The organism is Pseudomonas sp. FG47 (genome assembly GCF_057809115.1).
Genome location: NZ_JBMDJI010000021.1, coordinates 60,703 through 82,461 on the forward strand (window position 1 = coordinate 60,703; position 21,759 = coordinate 82,461).

General features: G+C 64.8%; 16 protein-coding genes and 1 pseudogene. 11 read left to right on the plus strand and 6 right to left on the minus strand.

The features are described 5' to 3' along the window. Positions 1 to 101 precede the first annotated feature (101 nt). The 3 genes from ACODS5_RS16585 to ACODS5_RS16595 are packed head-to-tail and all read left to right on the plus strand — an operon-like array spanning position 102 to position 4,571. A complete protein-coding gene (locus ACODS5_RS16585) occupies positions 102 to 1,874 on the plus strand; it encodes a type I secretion system permease/ATPase (protein WP_489109186.1) in 1,773 nt (590 codons plus the stop codon). 4 nt (positions 1,875 to 1,878) lie between these two features. Beyond that, positions 1,879 to 3,210, plus strand: coding sequence for an HlyD family type I secretion periplasmic adaptor subunit (locus ACODS5_RS16590; RefSeq protein ID WP_489109187.1), 1,332 nt, complete (start codon positions 1,879 to 1,881; stop codon positions 3,208 to 3,210). Positions 3,211 to 3,215: 5 nt separating this feature from the next. Next, positions 3,216 to 4,571, plus strand: coding sequence for a TolC family outer membrane protein (locus ACODS5_RS16595; protein WP_489109188.1), 1,356 nt, complete (start codon positions 3,216 to 3,218; stop codon positions 4,569 to 4,571). Between the two features lie 91 nt (positions 4,572 to 4,662). Here ACODS5_RS16595 and ACODS5_RS16600 read toward each other — a convergent pair whose 3' ends face one another. Together ACODS5_RS16600 and ACODS5_RS16605 are read right to left on the minus strand one after the other, a co-directional pair. Further along, positions 4,663 to 6,180 (minus strand): nucleobase:cation symporter-2 family protein, encoded by a 1,518-nt coding sequence (locus ACODS5_RS16600; protein WP_134693630.1) that lies wholly within the window; start codon positions 6,178 to 6,180, stop codon positions 4,663 to 4,665. 260 nt (positions 6,181 to 6,440) lie between these two features. After that, positions 6,441 to 6,809 carry a PilZ domain-containing protein gene (locus ACODS5_RS16605; RefSeq protein ID WP_489109189.1) on the minus strand — a complete coding sequence of 123 codons (369 nt, stop codon included), beginning with the start codon at positions 6,807 to 6,809 and terminating at the stop codon, positions 6,441 to 6,443. A gap of 165 nt (positions 6,810 to 6,974) precedes the next feature. Here ACODS5_RS16605 and ACODS5_RS16610 point away from each other — a divergent pair, with 165 nt between their 5' ends. The 5 genes from ACODS5_RS16610 (at position 6,975) to ACODS5_RS16630 (ending at position 11,074) form a co-directional block, all read left to right on the plus strand. Continuing rightward, entirely contained in the window at positions 6,975 to 9,041 is a 2,067-nt protein-coding gene (locus tag ACODS5_RS16610; RefSeq protein ID WP_134693628.1) for a carbon starvation CstA family protein, read from the plus strand. 13 nt (positions 9,042 to 9,054) lie between these two features. After that, complete coding sequence (locus tag ACODS5_RS16615; protein WP_134693627.1) at positions 9,055 to 9,252, plus strand: YbdD/YjiX family protein; 198 nt, start codon at positions 9,055 to 9,057, stop codon at positions 9,250 to 9,252. Positions 9,253 to 9,330: 78 nt separating this feature from the next. Then, the gene (yjiA, locus tag ACODS5_RS16620; RefSeq protein WP_489109190.1) at positions 9,331 to 10,308 is read left to right on the plus strand and encodes a GTPase; all 978 of its coding nucleotides are present in this window, start codon (positions 9,331 to 9,333) and stop codon (positions 10,306 to 10,308) included. A gap of 86 nt (positions 10,309 to 10,394) precedes the next feature. Further along, positions 10,395 to 10,778 (plus strand): type II toxin-antitoxin system RelE/ParE family toxin, encoded by a 384-nt coding sequence (locus ACODS5_RS16625; protein ID WP_489109191.1) that lies wholly within the window; start codon positions 10,395 to 10,397, stop codon positions 10,776 to 10,778. After that, positions 10,775 to 11,074 (plus strand): helix-turn-helix domain-containing protein, encoded by a 300-nt coding sequence (locus ACODS5_RS16630; protein WP_134693625.1) that lies wholly within the window; start codon positions 10,775 to 10,777, stop codon positions 11,072 to 11,074. Before ACODS5_RS16625 ends, ACODS5_RS16630 begins: the two co-directional genes overlap by 4 nt. A 57-nt stretch (positions 11,075 to 11,131) precedes the next feature. Here ACODS5_RS16630 and glyA read toward each other — a convergent pair whose 3' ends face one another. Together glyA and ACODS5_RS16640 are read right to left on the minus strand one after the other, a co-directional pair. Continuing rightward, entirely contained in the window at positions 11,132 to 12,385 is a 1,254-nt protein-coding gene (gene glyA, locus ACODS5_RS16635) for a serine hydroxymethyltransferase (protein ID WP_134693624.1), read from the minus strand. 309 nt (positions 12,386 to 12,694) lie between these two features. Then, positions 12,695 to 15,679, minus strand: a pseudogene (locus ACODS5_RS16640) (sensor domain-containing protein); the annotation flags it as partial. Positions 15,680 to 16,775: 1,096 nt separating this feature from the next. Between ACODS5_RS16640 and ACODS5_RS16645 the strand changes: the two are divergent. The 3 genes from ACODS5_RS16645 to gdhA all read left to right on the plus strand — a co-directional run bounded on the left by ACODS5_RS16645 (position 16,776) and on the right by gdhA (position 20,680). Continuing rightward, the gene (locus ACODS5_RS16645; protein WP_134693622.1) at positions 16,776 to 17,168 is read left to right on the plus strand and encodes a hypothetical protein; all 393 of its coding nucleotides are present in this window, start codon (positions 16,776 to 16,778) and stop codon (positions 17,166 to 17,168) included. 216 nt (positions 17,169 to 17,384) lie between these two features. Beyond that, positions 17,385 to 19,052 carry an energy-dependent translational throttle protein EttA gene (gene ettA / locus ACODS5_RS16650; RefSeq protein ID WP_134693621.1) on the plus strand — a complete coding sequence of 556 codons (1,668 nt, stop codon included), beginning with the start codon at positions 17,385 to 17,387 and terminating at the stop codon, positions 19,050 to 19,052. A gap of 287 nt (positions 19,053 to 19,339) precedes the next feature. Further along, positions 19,340 to 20,680, plus strand: coding sequence for an NADP-specific glutamate dehydrogenase (gene gdhA, locus ACODS5_RS16655; protein WP_489109192.1), 1,341 nt, complete (start codon positions 19,340 to 19,342; stop codon positions 20,678 to 20,680). Between the two features lie 56 nt (positions 20,681 to 20,736). Here the strand turns inward: gdhA and ACODS5_RS16660 are convergent, their stop codons facing one another. Together ACODS5_RS16660 and ACODS5_RS16665 are read right to left on the minus strand one after the other, a co-directional pair. Further along, a complete protein-coding gene (locus tag ACODS5_RS16660) occupies positions 20,737 to 21,231 on the minus strand; it encodes a GreA/GreB family elongation factor (RefSeq protein ID WP_134693620.1) in 495 nt (164 codons plus the stop codon). Positions 21,232 to 21,299: 68 nt separating this feature from the next. After that, positions 21,300 to 21,653, minus strand: coding sequence for a hypothetical protein (locus ACODS5_RS16665; protein WP_134693619.1), 354 nt, complete (start codon positions 21,651 to 21,653; stop codon positions 21,300 to 21,302). Between the last annotated feature and the right edge of the window lie 106 nt (positions 21,654 to 21,759).

A 21,759-nucleotide genomic window follows, 5' to 3' on the forward strand; every position in this document is an offset into this window, starting at 1 on the left:
CCCGTGTCTTTGCCGGGCCCAGGCTGCGGCGGTGCGAATTTTGTGGCGACGATGGCGCGAATGCAATCGCCTGTCGGCGCCTTCCAAGAGGTTTCCAACAAATGCGAACCGCTCCCGCCGCGGCCAGTGAAGTGCTGCGGGCGCTCAAGGCCTGCCGTGCCGGGCTTGGCAACGTCGCGTTGTTCACTGCCGTGATCAATGTGCTGATGCTGGCGCCGGCGCTCTACATGCTGCAGGTCTATGACCGGGTCCTGTCGTCGCGCAACGAGATGACCCTGCTGATGCTCAGCCTCATGGTGCTCGGGGTGTTCGCCTTCATGGGGCTGCTGGAGTGGCTGCGCAGCCAGGTGGTGATCCGCCTGGGTACGCGCATGGACATGGACCTAAACCCGCGGGTGTTCGAGGCCGCCTACGAGGCCAGCCTGGCCGGGCACAAAGGTGCGGCGGGGCAGATGCTCGCCGACCTGACCGCGCTGCGCCAGTTCGCCACCGGCCAGGCGTTGTTCGCCTTCTTCGATGCGCCGTGGTTCCCGGTGTACCTGCTGGTGATGTTCATGTTCAGCCCGTGGCTGGGCCTGATGGCGCTGGCGGGCGCGGTCTTGCTGACGGTGCTGGCGTGGGTCAACGAGCGCCTGACCCAGGCGCCGTTTGCGCAAGCCGGGCAGCTGTCGCAGCAGGCGGGTCTGGAGGCCAGCGCCAACCTGCGCAATGCCGAAGTGATCGAGGCCATGGGCATGCTCGGCGCCGTGCGCCAGCGCTGGGCACGGTTGCATCATGGGTTCCTGGCCCGGCAGAACCTGGGCAGCGAGCGTACCGCGGCGGTCACCGCGCTGACCAAGACCGTGCGCCTGGCCTTGCAGTCGCTGGTGCTCGGACTGGGCGCCTGGCTGGCCATCGAACAGTTGATCACCCCAGGGATGATGATCGCCGGCTCCATCCTCATGGCCCGCGTGCTGGCGCCGATCGACCAGTTGATCGGCGCCTGGCGCCAATGGAGCGGTGCGCGCCTGGCCTATCAGCGCCTGAGCGAGTTGCTGCAGGCCCAGCCGCCGCGCCCGGCTGGCATGCCGCTGCCGGCCCCGCTGGGCAAACTCACCGTCGAGCAGGTGGGCGCGACGCAACCGGGCAGCAGTCGCCTGTGCCTGAACAACCTGGGTTTCGAACTGCCGGCGGGCGAGTCGCTGGGGATCATCGGCCCTTCCGGGTCGGGCAAGTCGACCCTGGCGCGGCTGCTGGTCGGCGCCGGCGCGCCGATCACTGGCAAGGTGCGCCTGGACGGCGCCGACCTGCGGGCATGGGACCGTGGCGCGCTGGGCCAGCACATCGGCTACCTGCCGCAAGATGTGCAGCTGTTCGCCGGCAGCATTGCCGACAATATCGCCCGCCTGGGCCTTATAGACGCCCAGCAGGTGGTCGCCGCGGCGCAGCTGGCGGGCGTGCACGACATGATCCTCGCCTTGCCGGGCGGCTATGACACGCTGCTGGGGGAGGGCGGCATGGGGCTTTCCGGTGGTCAGCGCCAGCGCATCGGCCTGGCACGCGCGCTGTACGGGCTGCCGGCGCTGATCGTGCTCGACGAACCCAACTCCAACCTCGATGACGCCGGTGAGCGGGCGCTGGTCGAGGCCATTGCCAGGCTGCGCGAGCACAAGCGCACGCTGATCCTGATTACCCACAAGTCTTCGCTGTTGGCCGGCCTGGACAACCTGTTGATGCTCAAGGGCGGCCAGTTGCAGGCCTTCGGCCCCACCGCCAGGGTATTGCAGGACGCCCAGCGGGCTGCCCGGCCCGCCCCCGTCGCCCCCTCCACTACACCCCCCATCGCCCGTAACCCCATCGGCATGAACGTCACGTTCGGCCAACCAAGAGCCTGATTTCATGAGCGTACACGCCCTCTCCACGCAAAAGACCGAAGCGAGCCTGCTCAGCCTCGATGAACACCGGCCGGGTCGTGTCGGCCGCTGGCTGGTGTTGGCAGGTTTTGGCGGCTTTCTGATGTGGGCCGCGCTGGCGCCCTTGGACAAGGGCGTGCCGGTCAGCGGCAGCGTGATGGTTGCCGGTAGCCGCCAGGCCGTGCAGCACCCCACGGGCGGGGTGATCGAACAGTTGCTGGTACGTGACGGTGACACGGTGAACGCCGGGCAGGTGCTGCTGCGCATGGACCCGACCCAGTCCCAGGCCCAGGTCGGTTCGTTGCGGGTGCAGTACGTCAACGCCCGCGCCGGGGAGGCGCGGCTGCTGGCCGAGCGCGATGGTCGGGCGACGATTGCCTATCCCGAAGACCTGTTGGCCCAGGCGAATCTCCCCTGGGTGGCCACGGTGTTGGAAGGGCAGCGCCAGCTGCGTGGCAGCCGGGCCCAGGCGCTGGACATGGAGCTCGGCGGCCTGCGCGAGAGCATTGCCGGTGCCGAAGCCTCGCTGCAGGGGCTGCAAGGTTCGCTGGCCAGCAAGCAGGCCCAGCGCGATGCGCTGGACGAGCAGTTGCGCGGCCTGCGTGAGCTGGCCCGGGACGGCTATATCGCCCGCAATCGCCTGCTCGACAGCGAACGCCTGCTGGCGCAGGTCAATGGCTCGATCGCCGAGGACTTCGGCAACATCGGCCGCACCCGGCGCCAGGTGCTGGAGCTGAAGCTGCGTATCGGCCAGCGCCAGCAGGAGTACCAGAACGAGGTGCGCCAGCAGCTCGCCGAACTGCAGGCCAGCGCCGAGGACCTGGGTAACCGCTTGCACAGCGCCGAATTCGAACTGGCCCATGCCCAGGTGCGGGCCCCGGTGGCCGGTACCGTGGTCGGCCTCAGTGTGTTCACCAACGGCGGGGTCATCGCCCGCGGTCAGCAACTGATGGAGATCGTGCCGCGCGACGCGCCTTTGCTGGTCGATGCGCGGGCCTCGGTGGAGATGATCGACCGCCTGCGCCCCGGCTTGCCGGTGGAGCTGATGTTCGTGGCGTTCAACCAGAGCACCACGCCGCGGGTGGACGGCGAGGTGACCCTGGTCTCGGCCGACCGCCTGGTGGACGAGAAGACCCAGCAGCCCTACTACCAGGTACGTATCAAGGTCAGCGAACAGGGACTGGGGCAACTGGCGGGCCTGGATATTCGCCCTGGCATGCCGGTGGAGGCCTTCGTGCGCACCGGCGAACGCTCGATGCTCAATTACCTGTTCAAGCCTTTGGCCGACCGGGTGCACGTTGCCCTGGCGGAGGAGTAAGGGTGATGCCGGTCTCTTTGCGTTTCGCAGGCCTGTTGCTGCTGCTCACCAGTCTCTCGGCGCAGGCCCTGGACCTGGGCGATGCCTATGCCCTGGCCCTGCGCAACGACCCGACCTGGCAGGGCTCGATCGCCGAGCGTGAGGCCGGGCTCGAAAACCGGGCGATTGGCCGCGCTGGTCTGCTGCCGAAGCTGTCGTACCGCTACAACCGTGCCCGCAACGACTCGGAGGTAACCCAGCGCAGCCAGTTCGGCGACGTGACCACCCAGCGCGACTACCGCAGCTACAGCTCGACCCTGACCCTCGAGCAGCCGCTGTTCGACTATGCCGCCTGGAGTGACTACCGCCGTGGCGTGGCCCAGGCCGCGTTGGCCGACGAACGCTTCCGAGGTCGTGGCCAGGAACTGATGGTGCGGCTGTTCGGTGCCTACAGCGAGGCGCTGTTCGCCAAAGAGCAGATCGCCCTGGCCCAGGCCCAGCGGCGTACCTTTGCCGAACAACTGACGCTCAACGAACGCCTGGTCAAAGGTGGCGAGGGTACTCGCACCGATGTGCTCGAGACCCGGGCCCGCTACGAGTTGGCCCAGGCCCAGGAGATCGAGGCAGGCGACAATCTCGATGCGGCGTTGCGGGCCTTGCAGGCGATCATCGGCGAGCCGGTAGAGGTCGATGACCTGGCGCCGATGACCGGTGATTTCCACATCCAGCCGCTGGCGCCAGCGCGCTTCGAACCTTGGCGCGACCTGGCCGTGGCGCATAACGCCGAACTGGCCAGCCAGCGCCACGGGCTCGAGGTGGCCGAACAGAACATCGAGCGCCAGCGGGCCGGCCATCTGCCGTCGCTGAGCGCCTATGCCAGCAAGGGTATATCCAGCTCCAGCTCCGAGAGCAGCTATAACCAGCGCTACGACACCGACAGCATCGGCGTGCAGTTGAGCGTGCCGCTGTTCGCCGGTGGCGGCGTGTCGGCGACGGTGCGCCAGGCTCGGGCCCAGCGGGATGCCGCGGGCTTCGAGCTGGATGCGCAACTGCGCGACACGGTCAACCAGTTGCGTCGGCAGTTCAACCTGTGCGCCAGCGGCACGGCGAAGATTCGCGCCTACGACCTGGCGGTCAAGGCGGCTACAGCCCTGGTGCAGGCCACGCGCAAGAGTGTGCTGGGGGGCGAGCGAGTCAACCTCGATGTGCTGGATGCCGAGCAGCAGTTGTTCGGCGCTCGACGCGACCTGGCCCAGGCGCGGCACGAGTACCTGCGGGCGTGGTTGCAACTGCGCTACCTGGCGGGGGTGCTGGAGGTGGGGGATTTGCAGGTGTTGAATGGGTACTTCGCGGCGCACGGCCAGGGCCACTCAGCGGGTTGATCGTGGAAGCGGGCTGCCATGCATGAAGCAGACAAAAAAGGGAGCCGACGATGCGCGTGCGGCTCCCCTCGATGACCGTCCTGGTCAGCGATCAGTGTTCGGCGACCGCCTTGCGTCGGGGCGCCTCGTTGCCATGCTCGTCCAGCTCCATCACCGGTACCTCGTTGCCGTCGGCGTCGAACAGCTTGCCATCCTTGAAGTAGTCGCCATCACGCAGGGCAGAAATGTCCGAGTACTGGATGGTGCGCTCGTAGGCCGCGGCGAACACCGACTGGTTTTCCGAGTTGCCGGTGGTGAAGTGGTTGAACATCAGGTTCAGCACAATCGCCATGATCGCCGCCGAGCTGATGCCGGAGTGGAAGATGGTTTCGAACCAGCTGGGGAAGCTGTGGTAGAAGTTCGGCGCTGCGATCGGGATCATGCCGAAGCCCAGCGACGCGGCGACGATGATCAGGTTGACGTTGTTCTTGTAGCTGACTTTCGACAGGGTACGGATGCCGCTGGCGGCCACGGTGCCAAACAGCACGATACCGGCGCCACCGAGTACCGGGGTAGGCACTGCCGCAATCACCCGGCCCATGATCGGCAACAGCCCGAGCACCACCAGGATCACGCCGCCGGTGGCCACCACATAGCGGCTCTTCACGCCGGTCACTGCCACCAGGCCGACGTTCTGGGCGAAGGCGCTCTGGGTGAACGAGCCGAAGATCGGCGCCAGGATGCTCGATGCCATGTCGGCGCGCAGGCCGTTGCCCAGGCGCTTGGAGTCGACCTTGGTGTCGATGATCTCGCCGACCGCGAGGATGTCCGCCGAGGTCTCGACCAGGGTCACCATGATCACGATGCACATCGACAGGATCGCGGCGATGTGAAAGGTCGGCATGCCGAAGTGGAACGGGGTGGGGAAGGCGAAGATCGGGCCTTCGGTGACCTTGCTGAAATCGGCCATGCCCAGCGCCCAGGCGATCAAGGTGCCAGCGACCATCGCCAGCAGGATCGACAGGCGCGAAATGCTTGCGCTGCCCAGCTTGCTCAGCAGCAGGACGATGGCGAAGGTCAGCGCCGCCAGGCCGATGTTGGCCATGCTGCCGAATTCTGGCGAAGCGCTGTTGCCGCCCATCACCCAGCGCGCGGCAACGGGCATCAGGGTGAGGCCGATGGTGGTGATGACGATGCCGGTCACCAGGGGCGGGAAGAACTTGGTGATACGCGAGAACACCGGGGTGATCAGGAACCCGATCAACGAGGCCGCCATCACCGCGCCCAGCACCGCCGGCAGGCCACCGCCACCCTGGCTGCCGAGAATCGCGCCCATGGTCGCCACGCCCGCGAACGAGACGCCCTGGACCAATGGCAGCTGGCAACCGAAGAACGGTAGCCCCAGCGTCTGCAGCAACGTCGCCAGCCCACCGGCGAACAACGAGGCAGCGATCAGCAGGCCGATTTCCGCCGGGGCCAGGCCGGCGGCCTGGCCGAGGATCAGCGGTACCGCGACGATCCCTCCATACATGGTCAGGACATGCTGCAGCCCGTAGGCCAGGTTGGCGCCAAGGCCGAGGTTTTCGTCCTCGGGGCGCGGGGCGGGAGACGTGCTGGGGGACGTGGTCATGGAGCAGGCTCTCTGTTTATTGTTGTGGCGCTACTGTAGACAACTCTGACAAAACATTACCACAAGAATTGTATACAAAGTTTTGATCGTAGCGCCGGCATGGGTGCCGTCAGGGTGCGCGAAACCCTGATGCACGTTGCGTTCCAACGTGTCGGAGGCTGTTCTAGAGGGATGTGTACAGGAGGGTTTGAAACTGATGTAAAGCTGTCTGGCTGGACAGGAAAGTCGTCACAGCCAGATTGTTAGCAGGCTAAGAGATATCAATCTTCGATGAGTTCGCGCAGCTCGCGCATCATTTCGGTGCTGTCTGCCAGGTTCAGTTCCACAAGACGGTGCAGATGAGTCATCGAATCGATATCGATGTGCAGGCAGATGAAACCCAGGCGGGTCGGCTCGTCGTGGCGCAGTTCGACCTGCATCTTGACCTGGGTTTTCTTGTCGTTGAGGTGGATGACTGCGTCGAAGTCCTGGGTGGAGTCGGCATCCCAGGGTTGTGGGCGCTCTACCAGCAAGCCCTTCAGCGACAGGTCGAGGAGCTTCACCGGCCAGCGACGTTCGCCCTGGCGCAGTTCGGTAGGGGCATCGAAGGCGATGCGCTGGAAACGGCGGCGTTCGTCGTGGGCGCTCATGGTGGTTTCTCCGGGTGACATCCTGACTATAGTGAGTTTGGTATGTGCATCAGGTACCGCAATCTGGCCGCAGAGGCTCTAGACCAAAGCAAGTGTGGCAATGCGCGATGACACGCCCTAGACTCGATGGGCGGTCTTTTCCAATCCACCAGCTGGAAGTAAACCATGAACAACAATAATAGCCTGCTACGCCACATTCCGTGGCTGGCGCTGGCAGTCATAGGGGCCTGCGCGCTGGGTGTGGTTGCCCTGCGTCGCGGTGAGGCGATCAACGCCTTGTGGATCGTGGTCGCGGCAGTGGCCATCTACCTGGTTGCCTACCGTTACTACAGCCTGTTCATCGCCACCAAGGTGATGCAGCTCGATCCCCGCCGGGCTACGCCCGCGGTACTCAACAACGATGGCCTGGACTACGTCCCGACCAACAAGCACATTCTTTTCGGCCACCACTTCGCCGCCATCGCCGGCGCAGGTCCCCTCGTGGGGCCGGTGCTCGCCGCGCAAATGGGCTACCTGCCCGGCACGCTGTGGCTGATCGCCGGCGTGGTGCTGGCTGGCGCGGTGCAGGACTTCATGGTCCTGTTCCTGTCCACCCGCCGCAACGGCCGCTCGCTGGGCGACATGGTCCGCGAGGAAATGGGCCGCATCCCCGGCACCATCGCCTTGTTCGGCTGCTTCCTGATCATGATCATCATCCTCGCGGTGCTGGCGCTGATCGTGGTCAAGGCCCTGGCCGAGAGCCCATGGGGCATGTTCACGGTGATGGCGACCATCCCGATCGCGATGTTCATGGGCGTGTACATGCGCTATATCCGTCCGGGCCGCATCGGCGAGATCTCGATCATCGGCGTGGTGCTGCTGCTGCTGTCGATCTGGCTGGGGGGCCAGATCGCCGCGGATCCGGTGTGGGGCCCGGCGTTCACCTTCACTGGCGTGCAGATCACCTGGATGCTGGTCGGCTACGGCTTCGTCGCCGCGGTGCTGCCGGTGTGGCTGGTGCTGGCGCCGCGTGACTACCTGTCTACCTTCCTCAAGATCGGCACCATCGTCGGCCTTGCCATCGGCATCCTGATCATCGCCCCCGAGCTGAAAATGCCGGCGCTGACCCAGTTCACCGACGGCACCGGCCCGGTGTGGAAGGGCACCCTGTTCCCGTTCCTGTTCATCACCATCGCCTGCGGCGCGGTGTCTGGCTTCCACGCGCTGATCTCCTCGGGGACGACGCCCAAGCTGCTGGACAATGAAACCAACGCCCGCTACATCGGCTACGGCGGCATGCTGATGGAGTCGTTCGTCGCCATCATGGCCATGGTCGCCGCCTCGGTGATCGAGCCTGGCGTGTACTTCGCCATGAACAGCCCGGCCGCGGTGGTCGGTGCCGACGTCGCCTCGGTGGCGCAAACCGTCAGCAGCTGGGGCTTCCTGATCACTCCCGAGCAGCTCGAGGCGGTGGCCCGTGACATCGGCGAGCACACCATCCTGGCCCGTGCCGGCGGTGCGCCGACCCTGGCGGTGGGGATCGCGCAGATCCTCCACCAGGTGCTGCCGGGCGAGAACACCATGGCGTTCTGGTACCACTTCGCCATTCTGTTCGAGGCGCTGTTCATCCTCACTGCCGTGGACGCCGGTACCCGTGCCGGGCGCTTCATGCTCCAGGACCTGCTGGGCAGCTTCGTGCCGGCCCTCAAGCGCACCGAGTCGTGGACCGCCAACCTGGTCGGCACCGCCGGCTGCGTGGCGCTGTGGGGTTACCTGCTGTACCAGGGCGTGATCGACCCGCTGGGCGGCATCAACACCCTGTGGCCGCTGTTCGGCATCTCCAACCAGATGCTGGCCGGTATCGCCCTGATGCTCGGCACCGTGGTGCTGATCAAGATGAAGCGCGAGCGCTATATCTGGGTCACCCTGGTGCCGGCCGTGTGGCTGCTGATCTGTACCACGGCGGCAGGCCTGATCAAGCTGTTCGACCCGAACCCGGCGGTTGGCTTCCTGGCCCTGGCCAAGAAGTACAGCACCGCGCTGGACGCCGGCCAGGTCCTGGCCCCGGCCAAGGACATCGGGCAGATGCAGCACGTGATCTTCAACGCCTACACCAATGCTGGCCTGACCATCCTGTTCCTGGTGGTGGTGTTCAGCGTGCTGTTCTTCGCCATCAAGGTCGGCTACGCCGCCCTGGGTCGCAAGGAGCGCAGCGACAAGGAAACCCCGTTCCAGGCCCTGCCTGACGCTTGAGAGGACTGCCGCGATGTTCAACGACCTGGGTCGACTGGGTAAGTACCTGGGGCAGGCAGCCCGCCTGATGGTCGGCATGCCCGACTACGACAACTATGTCGAGCACATGCAGAAGAAGCACCCGGACAAGCCGGTCATGACCTACGAGGAGTTCTTCCGCGAGCGTCAGGAAGCGCGCTATGGTGGCAAGTCCGGGCCCAAGTGCTGTTGAACCCGCAGTACGCGTGAGCCAGTGGGAGCCCGGGCAACCGGGCTCCCACTTTCATTTTCAGCTGCAGGAGACAACCGCGTGCAAACGCCGATTCCCGTTACCGTGCTGACCGGCTTTCTTGGCGCCGGCAAGACCACATTGCTCAAGCACATGCTCAAGGCCGAGCATGGCCTGAAGCTCGCCGTGATCGAGAACGAATTCAGCGAGGCCGGCATCGACAGCCAACTGCTGGGCGATGAACCAGTGCAGGTGATGACCCTGGCCAACGGCTGTGTGTGCTGCAGCATCCATGGCGACCTGACCCGTGCCCTGTACCTGCTGCTCGAACGCCTGGACGCCGGTGAGATCGCCTTCGATCGCCTGGTGATCGAGTGCACCGGCCTCGCCGACCCGGCACCCGTGGCACAGACCTTCTTCATCGACGAAGAGCTGCGCGAGCGCTATATCCTCGACGGCATAATCACTTTGGTCGACACCGCTCACGCCGAGCTGCACCTGACCCAGGCCATCGCCCAGGCCCAGGTGGGCTTTGCCGACCGCCTGCTGCTGAGCAAGACCGATCTGGTCGAGCCGCAGGTGGTGGACGCCCTGCGCGAGCGCCTGGCCCGCATCAATGGCCGGGCGGCGATCCGCGTGGTCGAGCACGGCCGCATCGACCTGGCCGAGTTGCTCGATGTGCGAGGGTTCAACCTTAACCCGGACCTGGGCATCAGCCCTGGGCCCAGCTTGCGCCCGGTCATCAAGCCCGCGACCCCGGATCGTATTTCGACCCTGGTGCTGCGCAGCGAAACGCCGTTGGATATCGATCGGCTCAGCGACTTCATGAACGAGCTGCTGGAGGAGCACGGCAAACAGCTGTTGCGCTACAAGGGCGTGTTGAATATCGCGGGTGAAGATCGCCGTTTGGTGTTCCAGGGGGTGCTGAAGTTGTATGGGTTCGACTGGGACGCCGAATGGAAGGAAGGCGAGTCGCGGGAAAGCGTCATGGTGTTCATCGGCGATGAACTGCCGGAGGCAAAGATTCAGGCTGGTTTCGAAGCTTTGAGCCACACCTGAGTGGGATACCGCCGACTATTCGATGCCGCCGTAAGGCGGCATTTTTTTGGCCTCGTTTCAGCAATCAGGCCAGTCGAGGTGGCCGCTTGCAGGGGGTACTTTTTTTGGTACACTTGGCCGCGTCGGATCTAAAAATAGATGTGCAGTTCTTCCGTGGTGCGTTGGGTAATGAGCCCGTGAGGGAGTGGCTGAAGGGTCTGGCACGTGAAGAGCGCTACCTGATTGGCATGGAGATCAAGACCGTTCAGTTGGGATGGCCACTTGGCATGCCCTTGGTCAGAAAGCTGGAGCACCGGCTTTGGGAAATCCGTATCGACATGGGACATGTCGTTGCCCGTGTACTGTTCACGATCATGGATGGGGTGATGTTCATGCTCCATGGATTCATCAAGAAAAGCCAGAAAACGCCTTCGGCAGACCTGGCACTGGCCAGGCAGCGCAAGGCCAGCTTACGGAGGTCAACTACATGAACCCGCATATCGGTTCGAACTTCGATGATTTTCTCGCCGAAGAGGGCATCCTCGAAGAGGTCACGGCGGCTGCGCTGAAACGGGTGATCGCCTGGCAACTGACGCAGGCGATGAAGCAGCAAAAGATCAGCAAGAAGGCCTTGGCCGAGCGTATGCACACCAGCCGAGCGGCGCTCGATCGAGCCTTGGATCAGACTGACGCCGGCATGACCTTGGCCACCTTGGCTAGCGCTGCCAGGGCCTTGGGGCAGCGTGTGGAAATACGTCTCGTGCCGGATGTCGCTCCAGCCCGGTGAACACGCAGAAAAAAGCCCGGCACATAGCCGGGCTTTTTCACATCAAGCGTCTGCCAATCAGTTGCCGTACACCGGCAGCTTCTTGCAGATGGCCTTGACCTTTTCACGCACGGCGTCGATCACCGCTTCGTTGTTCAGGTCGGCCAGGATGTCGCAGATCCAGCCGGCCAGCTCACGGCACTCGGCTTCCTTGAAACCACGGGTGGTGACGGCTGGGGTGCCGAAACGCAGGCCCGAGGTGACGAACGGCGAACGTGGGTCGTTCGGGACCGAGTTCTTGTTGACGGTGATGAAGGCCTTGCCCAGGGCGGCATCGGCGTCCTTACCGGAGATTTCCTGCTTGATCAGCGACAGCAGGAACAGGTGGTTCTCGGTGCCGCCGGAAACGACGTCGAAGCCACGCTCGATGAATACGCTGGCCATGGCCTGGGCGTTTTTCACGACCTGCTGCTGGTAGGCCTTGAACTCAGGCTGCAGCGCTTCCTTGAAGCAGATCGCCTTGGCGGCGATGACGTGCTCCAGCGGGCCGCCTTGGGCGCCCGGGAAGACCGCGGAGTTGAGCTTCTTCTCGATGTCGGCGTTGGCACGGGCCAGGATCAGGCCGCCACGTGGACCGCGCAGGGTCTTGTGGGTGGTGGTGGTTACCACGTCGGCGAACGGCACCGGGTTCGGGTACACGCCAGCGGCGACCAGGCCAGCCACGTGGGCCATGTCGACGAACAGGTAGGCACCGACCTTGTCGGCGATTGCGCGGAAGCGGGCGAAGTCCAGAACCTGCGAGTAGGCCGAGAAGCCGGCGACGATCATCTTCGGCTTGTGCTCGACAGCCAGGCGCTCGACTTCGTCGTAGTCGATCAGGCCATTGGCGTCGATGCCGTACTGGATGGCGTTGTACAGCTTGCCCGAGGAGGAAACGCTGGCACCGTGGGTCAGGTGGCCGCCGTGGGCCAGGCTCATGCCCAGGATGGTGTCACCGGCCGACAGCAGGGCCAGGTAGACGGCGGCGTTGGCCTGGGAGCCGGCGTGCGGCTGGACGTTGGCGTAGTCGGCGCCGAACAGTTCCTTGGCGCGGTCGATGGCCAGTTGCTCGACGACGTCGACGTACTCGCAACCACCGTAGTAGCGCTTGCCTGGGTAGCCTTCGGCGTACTTGTTGGTCAGTACCGAACCCTGGGCTTCCATGACTGCTGGGCTAGTGTAGTTTTCCGAAGCGATCAGCTCGATATGCTCTTCCTGGCGCAGAGCTTCTTGCTGCATGGCTTCGAAGAGCTCGGCGTCGTACTTGGCAATGGTCAAATCACGGCTGAACATGGCGGTCCTCAAGGATCGGGCTGAATTGGGGGTGCATTCTAACCGATTGATTCGCCGCTGGCATATGAAGTGGCATCAAGTCGCGGACCAATGGGGTTCATGTTGCAGGCCGCGTGGCGACTGGGCTGGAGTTGACCTCGGGGTCCGCTTTTAGCGCACTGCGCCGTGCCCCTGTAGGAGCGGCCTTGTGCCGCGAAAGGGCTGCGTAGCAGACCCAGGATTTCAGCGTTGATGCAAAGCTTGCCGGGACCGCGTTGCGGTCCTTTCGCGACACAAGGCCGCTCCTACAGTGACCGTGTTGCGCCACGGTCACTGGAACATGAACAACGTTTCGTTGCTGAACTGCGCCTCGAACTGGTTGGCTGGCATCGGCCGGCCGAACAGGTAGCCCTGCACTTCGTCGCAACCATGCTCGCGCAGAAACTCCAGCTGCTCGTGGGTCTCGACGCCCTCGGCGATCACCGCCAGGTTCAGGCTGTGGGCCATGGCGATGATCGCCCGGGCGATCTGCGCGTCCTGCTCGCCCTCGGGCAGGCCGTCGACGAAGGTGCGGTCGATTTTCAGCACGTCGATGGGGAACTGCTTGAGGTAGTTGAGCGACGAGTAGCCGGTGCCGAAGTCGTCGACCGCGATGCTCAAACCGAGGTTCTTCAGGCTGTCGAGGATCTGCATGGCTTCGTTGACCTCGCGCATCAGGATGCTCTCGGTCAGTTCCAGTTCCAGGCACGCCGGCGGCAGGCCGGTCTCTTCCAGGATGGTGGCGATGCGCGTACCCAGCTGGCCGTCGGAGAACTGCCGGGCGGAGATGTTCACCGAGACCTTCGGCACCCGCACCTTCTCCTTGTGCCAGGCCTTGAGCTGGCGGCAGGCCTCGTGCAGCACCCAGTCGCCGACATCCACCACCAGGCCCAGCTCCTCGATCACCGGGATGAAATCGCCCGGTGGCACCAGGCCGCGGGTCGGGTGGCGCCAGCGCAGCAGCGCCTCGGCACCGGTCAGGCGCTTGCCGTCGCCGCTGAACTGCGGCTGGTAGTAGAGGGTGAACTCGTTCTGCTCCAGGGCATGGCGCAGGTCGCTTTCCAGCTCCAGGCGCTCCAGGGCGCTGGCGTTCATGTCCGCCTGGTAGAACTGGAAGTTGTTCTTGCCACGCTCCTTGGCGTGGTACATCGCCGTGTCGGCGTTCTTCATCAGCTGGCTGAGTTCGCTGCCATCCTGCGGGCTGAGGGCGATGCCGATACTGGCGGTGACGAAGAACTCGCGGTTCTCCAGCACGAACGGGGTGACCAGCCCGCCGAGGATGCTTTCGGCCACGTGGATGGCGCGGTTCAGCGCCTGCTCACGGGTGACCCGCGGCTGCAGCAGCAGGGTGAATTCATCGCCGCCCATGCGTGCCACGGTGTCGTCATCGTCGACGCAGGCCAGCAGGCGTTCGGCCATGTCCTTGAGCATGCGATCGCCGGCGGCATGGCCGAGGGAGTCGTTGATCGGCTTGAAGCGGTCGAGGTCGAGGAACATCAGCACCACCCAGGCCTTGTGCCGCTCGGCCTGTTGCAGGGCGGTGTACAAGCGGTCCTGGAACAGCGTGCGGTTGGGCAGGTGGGTCAGGGCGTCGTAGTAGGCCAGGCGGTGGATGCGCTGCTCGCTGGCCTTGCGTTCGCTGATGTCGGTGAAGAAGCACACGTAGCTGGCCAGGTCGCCTTCGTCGTCGAGCACCGCGGTGATGCCGACCCAGGCCGGGTAGTGCTCGCCGTTGCGGCGCTTGAGCCACACCTCGCCCTCCCAGCTGCCGCGCTGGTTGAGCTGCTTGAGTACAAAGCCTAGGTGGGCGTTCTGCTGTTGCTCGACGGTGAGCATGCCCGGCAGTTGGTCGAGCACCTCGGCCACCGCGTAGCCACTGACCCGGCTGAACGCCTCGTTGGCCTGGACTATATAGCCCGCCGGGTCGGTGATCAGGATGGCCGAGGTGGAGTGCTCGAATACCGTGGCGGCCATGCGCAGGTCTTTTTCCGCGCGGCGCTGCTGGCTGATGTCGCGGCCGACGCCGAGCACGCCTTCGAAGCGCGCGTGCTCGTCCCACACCAGCACCAGGCGCAGCTCGATGGGAATCTTGCGACCATCGGCGCGCAGGCAGTCGAACAGGAACAGCTGAGTGGGCAGGGTATCGCGCAACTGGGCCAGTTGCGTAGGGTCGCCCACGGCCTTGCTGACCCGCTCGAGCAGGCTGTAGACACCGGTGAGCTGGCCGGGGTTGGCAATGATCGACTGCCAGCCGTTGGCGAAGATCCAGTCGGCCTGGTAGCCCAGCACCGCTTGTACCGACGGGCTGACGTAGTTGAGCTGCAACTGGCTGTCGGTGGAGAAGATCACGTCGCTGATGCTTTCGGCGAGCATGCGGTAGCGCTGCTCGCTGTCGCGCAGCGATTCGCTGGCCTCGATCTGCACGGTGACGTCCTTGCCCACGCCGATGATGCGGCTGACCTGGCCCTCGGCGTCGCGGGTCAGCACCTGCTCGCGGATCTCGTAGCAGCGCCAGCCGCCATCGCGGTGACGGAAGCGCAGTTGGCAGTGCAGTGATTCGCCGTAGCTGGTGTCGCGCTGCTGTTGGCGCAGGGCGCGGTAGTGTTCGGCATCGTCGGGGTGCAGGAGCATTTCCCAGAAGCGCTCGCCCATCTGCGCCAGCTCGGCGCGGTCATAGCCCAGGGTCTGGCCCAGGTGGCGGTTGCTGAAGATCATCCGCTGGCTGTTCACGTCCTGCACGTAGAGCTGATCGGGCACGGTGCGCACCACGTCCGACCAGAAACCCTCGCGCTCGAGCAGCGACAGCTCCACCTGCTTGCGGCTGGTGATGTCGCTGATGCTCAGGATCACTGCCTGGAAGTCGCGGCGCTGCTGGGGCAGGCGCGCCATCAGCCACAGGTGCAGCTCGCCGCCCAAGGGGGCGGGCAGGCGCACTTCCAGTTCCAGTTGCTGGCGCTGTTCGATCAGCGCGTCGATCAGTTGCATGCCGACGCTGTCGCGGCCATCGCCGCTGCCATCGATCAGGCGCTGCCAGGCGCCCTCATGGCACTCGACATTGAGCAACTGGCGGGCCACTTGGTTGATCTCGGTGATCTTCAGCTCTTGCAGCAAGGTGCGGCGCAGGTTGCTGTCCAGCGCCAGGCTTTGCTTGAGCGCGGCGCGGTTGCGCAGGTGGTAGCGGTCGAGCTGGCCGGGCAGGCTGGAGAGGTCGAGCACGCACAGGGCGACGCCGGTGCCTTCGAAGATTTCCTGGTAGCGCCGCCGGTCTTCCTGCAGGGCACGCTGGCGCCGGCGCATGTTGATCAGCGCCAGCACCGGCAGCAAGGCGCAGAACAGCACCAGCACGCACTTGCCGATCAGCGCCGGCAGCAAGCGGTCGCGGGCAAGACCTGCGTCGAACAGGCCGCGCAACTGCCAGGTGCTGTTGTCGATGAACGCCAGCATCACGCTTTGCAGCGGCTCGCCGCTGCCGGGCTTGTGGCCATGGCGTTCGAGCACCTCGCCATTGCGGCTGTTCTCCAGCAGCCACAGCGGGTGGGTCGGGCTGTCCAGGTGCACGGTCAGTTCCCGGTAGTACGCCGGGCTCAGGCGCAGCAGCCAGTAGCCACGATCCTGCTCGGCGGCCTGGCGCAGCAGCAGGTAGACCTGTTGGTTGTCTGGGGCATTGCCGTAGAAGAACGCGCGGCCCTGGTTCAGCAGCACAAGTTCGTCAATCTGCTGACGGTCCGGGGTACCCGTCAGCGAGTCGCTGCGCACCCGGCCATCGCCATCCAGCCAGGCCAGACCGCGCAGGGCCGGGAGGCGCGACTGCAAGGTAGCGAGCAGGGACGGCAAGGCGGCAGGCGCCGGAGGTTTGACGTAGGGCTGGACCAGGTTCAGCGCCTGCTGCGACTTGAGCGCCATGTTCAGGCTCAGGTGATCGGCCAGTTCGGCGCTGGTCGCCAGGCTCTGCTCACGCAGGTCGGCCTGGGTGTGGCGGAACTGGGCGAACAGTTGCCATAGCAGCAACCCCAGCAAAACCAGGGCGAGCAGGGCCAACGCCCCCTTGAGCGAGCCACGCAGGTGGCTGCCGGCCGAGGTTGCGGCAGGACGCGGAAGGGGCGATTGCGTGAGATTGGTCAAGCGTTGGTCCTGCGATAGGGCTGGCGATGGCAGGGGGCTAAGGGCGTGGCACATGCACGGTGCGTGCCGTGCTTCGGCGCACTACAGGGTGGCACATGCCAGCCGAATAGCATGCCTTCAAATATGGCAAAGTGCCAGTCCGTGTGTCCGTTGGCCGACCTGCAGCCGGTCATGCCGGTTCGGCAAGTCCCTGCCAGCTGTGCGAGAATGCCGCCCGCTTCAATAGTCAACGTAACGGAGATGTACGGTTTTGGTTACCCACTATTCCACCAATGGCCTCGATTCCGCCTGTGGGCGCAGCAGTCAGACCCTGGTCAGCACTGCCGTGACCGAGGACGTATCCTGCAAGACCTGCCAGCGTTCGCTGGCCAAGCCGGACGCGGCCGCCACCAGCACCAACAAGGCGCCGTCGCTGGCTGAGCTGCGCAAGTCGGCCAAGGCTGCCACCGCGCCGGTTGCCCAGGCTGCCGCGCAACCGGCCGCCAAGCCCGCTGCCGCACCTGCCAAGGCCGTGAGCAAGCCGGCTGGCAAGCCCGCCCGCAGCGGCGGCTTCAGCGTCAAGGCCGCCTGGGCCGCGCGCCTGGCCGAGCAATCGGACCGCTGCCGCCTGCCGCGTGGCAAGGCCCGGCAAGCACACGTCTGAATCCGCGCCAAGCCCGCCCCACCTCTATTGGCGTGGGCGCGGGCTTGCCCCGCGATAGCCGCGAAGCGGCCCCCTCCCGCCATCTACCCATCTGTGCAACGCCGCGACTTGGCGTAGAATGGCCCACTTTGTTCAACGACACCCCGTAAACACATCCCCCGGGCCTGTGCCTGGGCGTGCGTCGATGTCTTTACCTATCTATTAGAGGGCTTGGTTTTGGCTCAATACGTCTACACCATGCATCGGCTGAGCAAGGTCGTGCCGCCGAAGCGGGAAATTCTCAAGAATATTTCCCTGTCGTTCTTCCCCGGCGCCAAGATCGGCGTGCTGGGCCTGAACGGCGCGGGTAAATCGACCCTGTTGCGGATCATGGCGGGCGTCGACAAGGAATTCGACGGCGAAGCCCGTCCGATGCCCGACATCAACGTCGGCTACCTGCCCCAGGAGCCGCAGCTGGACCCGAGCAAGACCGTGCGCGAAGTGGTCGAGGAAGCGGTCAGCGTGATCAAGGACGCCCAGGCCCGCCTGGACGAGGTCTACGCCGCCTACGCCGATCCCGATGCCGACTTCGACAAGCTGGCCGCCGAGCAGGCCAAGCTCGAGGCGATCCTGCAGGCCGCCGACGGCCACAACCTCGAGCGCCAGCTGGACGTTGCCGCCGATGCCCTGCGCCTGCCAGCCTGGGACGCGAAGATCGAGCACCTGTCCGGTGGCGAGAAGCGCCGGGTGGCGCTGTGCCGCCTGCTGCTGTCGGCCCCCGACATGCTGCTGCTGGACGAACCGACCAACCACCTGGACGCCGACTCGGTGGCCTGGCTGGAGCGCTTCCTGCACGACTTCCCGGGCACCGTGGTGGCGATCACCCACGACCGTTACTTCCTCGACAACGTCGCCGGCTGGATCCTCGAGCTGGACCGCGGCGCGGGCATCCCGTACGAGGGCAACTACTCGGGCTGGCTGGAGGCCAAGTCGGAGCGTCTGGCGCAGGAGTCCAAGCAGCAGAGCGCCCACGAGAAGGCCATGAAAGAGGAACTGGAGTGGGTGCGCAAAGGCGCCAAGGCCCGCCAGTCCAAATCCAAGGCCCGTCTGCAGCGTTTCGAAGAAATGCAGTCGCAGGAATTCCAGAAGCGCAGCGAGACCAACGAGATCTACATCCCGGCCGGTCCGCGCCTGGGCGACAAGGTCATCGAGTTCAAGAACGTCACCAAAGGCTACGGCGATCGCGTGCTGATCGACAACCTGTCGTTCGCCATGCCCAAGGGCGCCATCGTCGGCGTGATCGGCGGTAACGGTGCCGGTAAGTCGACCCTGTTCCGCATGCTGATGGGCAAGGAGCAGCCGGACTCGGGCAGCATCGAGATCGGCGAAACCGTGCAACTGGCCTGCGTCGACCAGAGCCGCGAGGACCTGGACGGCAGCAAGACCGTGTTCCAGCAGATTTCCGACGGCTCCGACCAGATTCGCATCGGCAGCTACGAGATCCCGTCGCGCACCTACGTCGGCCGCTTCAACTTCAAGGGCGGCGACCAGCAGAAGTTCGTCAAGGACCTCTCCGGTGGTGAGCGTGGCCGCCTGCACCTGGCCCTGACCCTGAAGGAGGGCGGCAACGTCCTGCTGCTCGACGAACCGTCCAACGACCTCGACGTCGAAACCCTGCGCTCCCTGGAAGAAGCCCTGCTGGACTTCCCCGGCGCCGCCATCGTGATTTCCCACGACCGTTGGTTCCTGGACCGTGTGGCCACGCATATCCTGGCCTACGAGGACGATTCGAGCGTGGTGTTCTTCGAGGGTAACTACACCGAGTACGAAGCCGACCGCAAGAAGCGCCTGGGCGACGCCGCTGCCCAGCCGCACCGCGTGCGTCACAAGAAACTGGCCCAGTAAGCCGGTTTTCGCTGCACAACGATGGGGCCCTCAGGGGCCCCATTTTTGTGCCCTGTGTACTCGCGTTTGAATAGCTGGCGTGGGAGCGGGTTTGCCCGCGATTGCTGCGTTACAGGAGAGCAAGGAACAAGTGCTCTCTCACGGATACAGCGGAAAACTTGTATACAGTTATAGAATTCGCACCAAATAATTTCATAAAAACGACATTGCGCCCTGTTCCAGTGCGATTGGTTCTTGGTACATTCCTGAAAAAACCAAAAACAATCCCTCTTGGTGAGATGTCTACCATGATCGAATCTGTCGACGATTTCCTGGCCCGGCTGCAACAACGCGACCCGGCCCAGCCCGAATTCCACCAGGCCGTGGAGGAGGTGCTGCGCAGCCTGTGGCCTTTCCTTGAAGCCAACCCTCACTACCTGCAAGCAGGCATTCTCGAACGCATGGTCGAACCCGAGCGCGCCGTGCTGTTCCGTGTGTCGTGGGTCGACGACCAGGGCAAGGTCCAGGTCAACCGCGGCTACCGCATCCAGATGAGCAGCGCCATTGGCCCGTACAAGGGCGGCCTGCGCTTCCACCCGTCGGTCAACCTGGGCGTGCTCAAGTTCCTGGCCTTCGAGCAGGTGTTCAAGAACTCCCTGACCTCGCTGCCCATGGGCGGCGGCAAGGGCGGTTCGGACTTCGATCCGAAGGGCAAGAGCGATGCCGAGGTGATGCGCTTCTGCCAGGCGTTCATGAGCGAGCTGTACCGCCACATTGGCGCCGACCTCGACGTGCCGGCCGGTGACATCGGCGTCGGGGCCCGCGAGATCGGTTTCCTGTTCGGCCAGTACAAGCGCCTGGCCAACCAGTTCACTTCGGTGCTGACCGGCAAGGGCATGACCTATGGTGGCAGCCTGATCCGCCCGGAGGCCACCGGCTACGGCTGCGTGTACTTCGCCGAAGAGATGCTCAAGCGTCGCGGCCAGCGCATCGACGGCCGCCGGGTGGCGATCTCCGGTTCCGGTAACGTCGCCCAGTACGCGGCGCGCAAGGTCATGGACCTGGGCGGCAAGGTGATTTCGCTGTCAGACTCCGAAGGCACCTTGTATGCCGAAGCCGGCCTTACCGATGCCCAGTGGGACGCGGTGATGGAGCTGAAGAACGTCAAGCGCGGCCGCATCAGCGAGCTGGCCGAGCAGTTCGGCCTGGAGTTCCGCAAAGGCCAGACGCCCTGGAGCCTGGCATGCGATATCGCGCTGCCGTGCGCGACGCAGAACGAACTGGGCGCCGAAGACGCTCGTACCCTGTTGCGCAATGGCTGTATCTGCGTTGCCGAAGGCGCCAACATGCCGACCACCCTGGAGGCTGTGGATATCTTCATCGAGGCCGGCATTCTCTACGCGCCGGGCAAGGCGTCCAATGCCGGCGGCGTGGCCGTTTCGGGGCTGGAGATGTCGCAGAACGCCATGCGCCTGTTGTGGACCGCCGGGGAGGTGGACAGCAAGCTGCACCACATCATGCAGTCGATCCACCATGCCTGCGTGCACTACGGCGAAGAGGCCGATGGCAGCATCAACTACGTCAAGGGCGCCAATATCGCCGGCTTCGTGAAGGTAGCTGACGCGATGCTGGCCCAAGGCGTGGTCTGATTCGCTAACTTGTGGCCGCCTCGCGCCGAAAAGGGCGCGAAGCGGCCGCGGTGATTTCAGCACTCACCCAGAATGGCCAGCACCTCGAGCATCTGGTCCCCCGCCGGCCTTCGCCACAATACTTCATCCCCAGGCCTGGCCCCCAAAAGCGCCCGCCCCAGCGGCGAGCCCCAGTTGATCAAGCCTTGGGCGGCATCGGCCTGATCCTCGCCCACCAGTTGCACCTGATGCTCCTGGTCATGCTCATCGACGAAGCGCACCAGGCTGCCGATCTGCACCTTCTCCGTGGACGTTGCAGCAGGTACCACCTGCGCGCTCTGTACCCGGGCGGTGAAATAGCGCAGGTCACGCTCGGTATCGGCCAGACGCTGCTTGTCGGCATTGCCCTCGGCCTGCAGCTCGGCGCGCAATGCATTGAGCGCGGCCACTCGCTGCTGCAACTGCGCCAGGCCGCTGGCGGTGACATAGTTGGGCTGGTCGCTGACCAGGCGCTCGACCGGCTGGCTGGCCTGGGCGGCGGCCTGGTCTTCATTGACGAATGCTCGGCTCATGGTTGGCCTCCTTGTGCTGGAGACCATGGTGGCAGGCTGCGGGTTTCAACAGTTGTCCATTTACGACGTCAGTTGCGGCGGTAGGCACGGGCCGCACCTTGGTCTTTCTCCTGCTGCCAGTCGCGATCACGCTCGTCCCAATAGCGTTCGCGATACTCGCGCAGGTCTTCGTTGGACTGCATGGCGTGGCACTGGCGAAAACCATCGTCCCAGCCGCTTTCGTACTGGCGGTTATGCAGGTAGCGCGGGACATCCTTGCGAAAGTCGCCGGCCATCAGCCCGGCGGCCTGGCGACCGCTGCTGCAGCCGTCCTGGAAGCCGTCGGCGTAGGCGGGTGGGTAGCCCTGGTTGACCATCTGTTCATGGGTGGTTTCGCAACCCGCCAGCAGCAAGAAAAACAAGGCTAACCAGTACCGCGACATGACCACAGGACCCTCGGATTGATACCGCAAAGTCTAGGTCGGGAATTGTTGGCACGATGTCAAAACGCTGTCGAAGGATTGCACCGGGACTGGGGCCGCAAAGCGG

Bases quoted from the DNA above. Each gene is read 5' to 3' on its own strand.
- gdhA (WP_489109192.1), top strand. From the start codon at position 19,340: ATGATCGAATCTGTCGACGATTTCCTGGCCCGGCTGCAACAACGCGAC.
- ACODS5_RS16605 (WP_489109189.1), bottom strand. From the start codon at position 6,809: ATGAGCGCCCACGACGAACGCCGCCGTTTCCAGCGCATCGCCTTCGAT.
- ACODS5_RS16590 (WP_489109187.1), top strand. From the start codon at position 1,879: ATGAGCGTACACGCCCTCTCCACGCAAAAGACCGAAGCGAGCCTGCTC.
- ACODS5_RS16595 (WP_489109188.1), top strand. From the start codon at position 3,216: ATGCCGGTCTCTTTGCGTTTCGCAGGCCTGTTGCTGCTGCTCACCAGT.
- ACODS5_RS16615 (WP_134693627.1), top strand. From the start codon at position 9,055: ATGTTCAACGACCTGGGTCGACTGGGTAAGTACCTGGGGCAGGCAGCC.
- ACODS5_RS16630 (WP_134693625.1), top strand. From the start codon at position 10,775: ATGAACCCGCATATCGGTTCGAACTTCGATGATTTTCTCGCCGAAGAG.
- ACODS5_RS16610 (WP_134693628.1), top strand. From the start codon at position 6,975: ATGAACAACAATAATAGCCTGCTACGCCACATTCCGTGGCTGGCGCTG.
- ACODS5_RS16600 (WP_134693630.1), bottom strand. From the start codon at position 6,180: ATGACCACGTCCCCCAGCACGTCTCCCGCCCCGCGCCCCGAGGACGAA.
- ACODS5_RS16585 (WP_489109186.1), top strand. From the start codon at position 102: ATGCGAACCGCTCCCGCCGCGGCCAGTGAAGTGCTGCGGGCGCTCAAG.
- ACODS5_RS16660 (WP_134693620.1), bottom strand. From the start codon at position 21,231: ATGAGCCGAGCATTCGTCAATGAAGACCAGGCCGCCGCCCAGGCCAGC.
- glyA (WP_134693624.1), bottom strand. From the start codon at position 12,385: ATGTTCAGCCGTGATTTGACCATTGCCAAGTACGACGCCGAGCTCTTC.
- ACODS5_RS16665 (WP_134693619.1), bottom strand. From the start codon at position 21,653: ATGTCGCGGTACTGGTTAGCCTTGTTTTTCTTGCTGCTGGCGGGTTGC.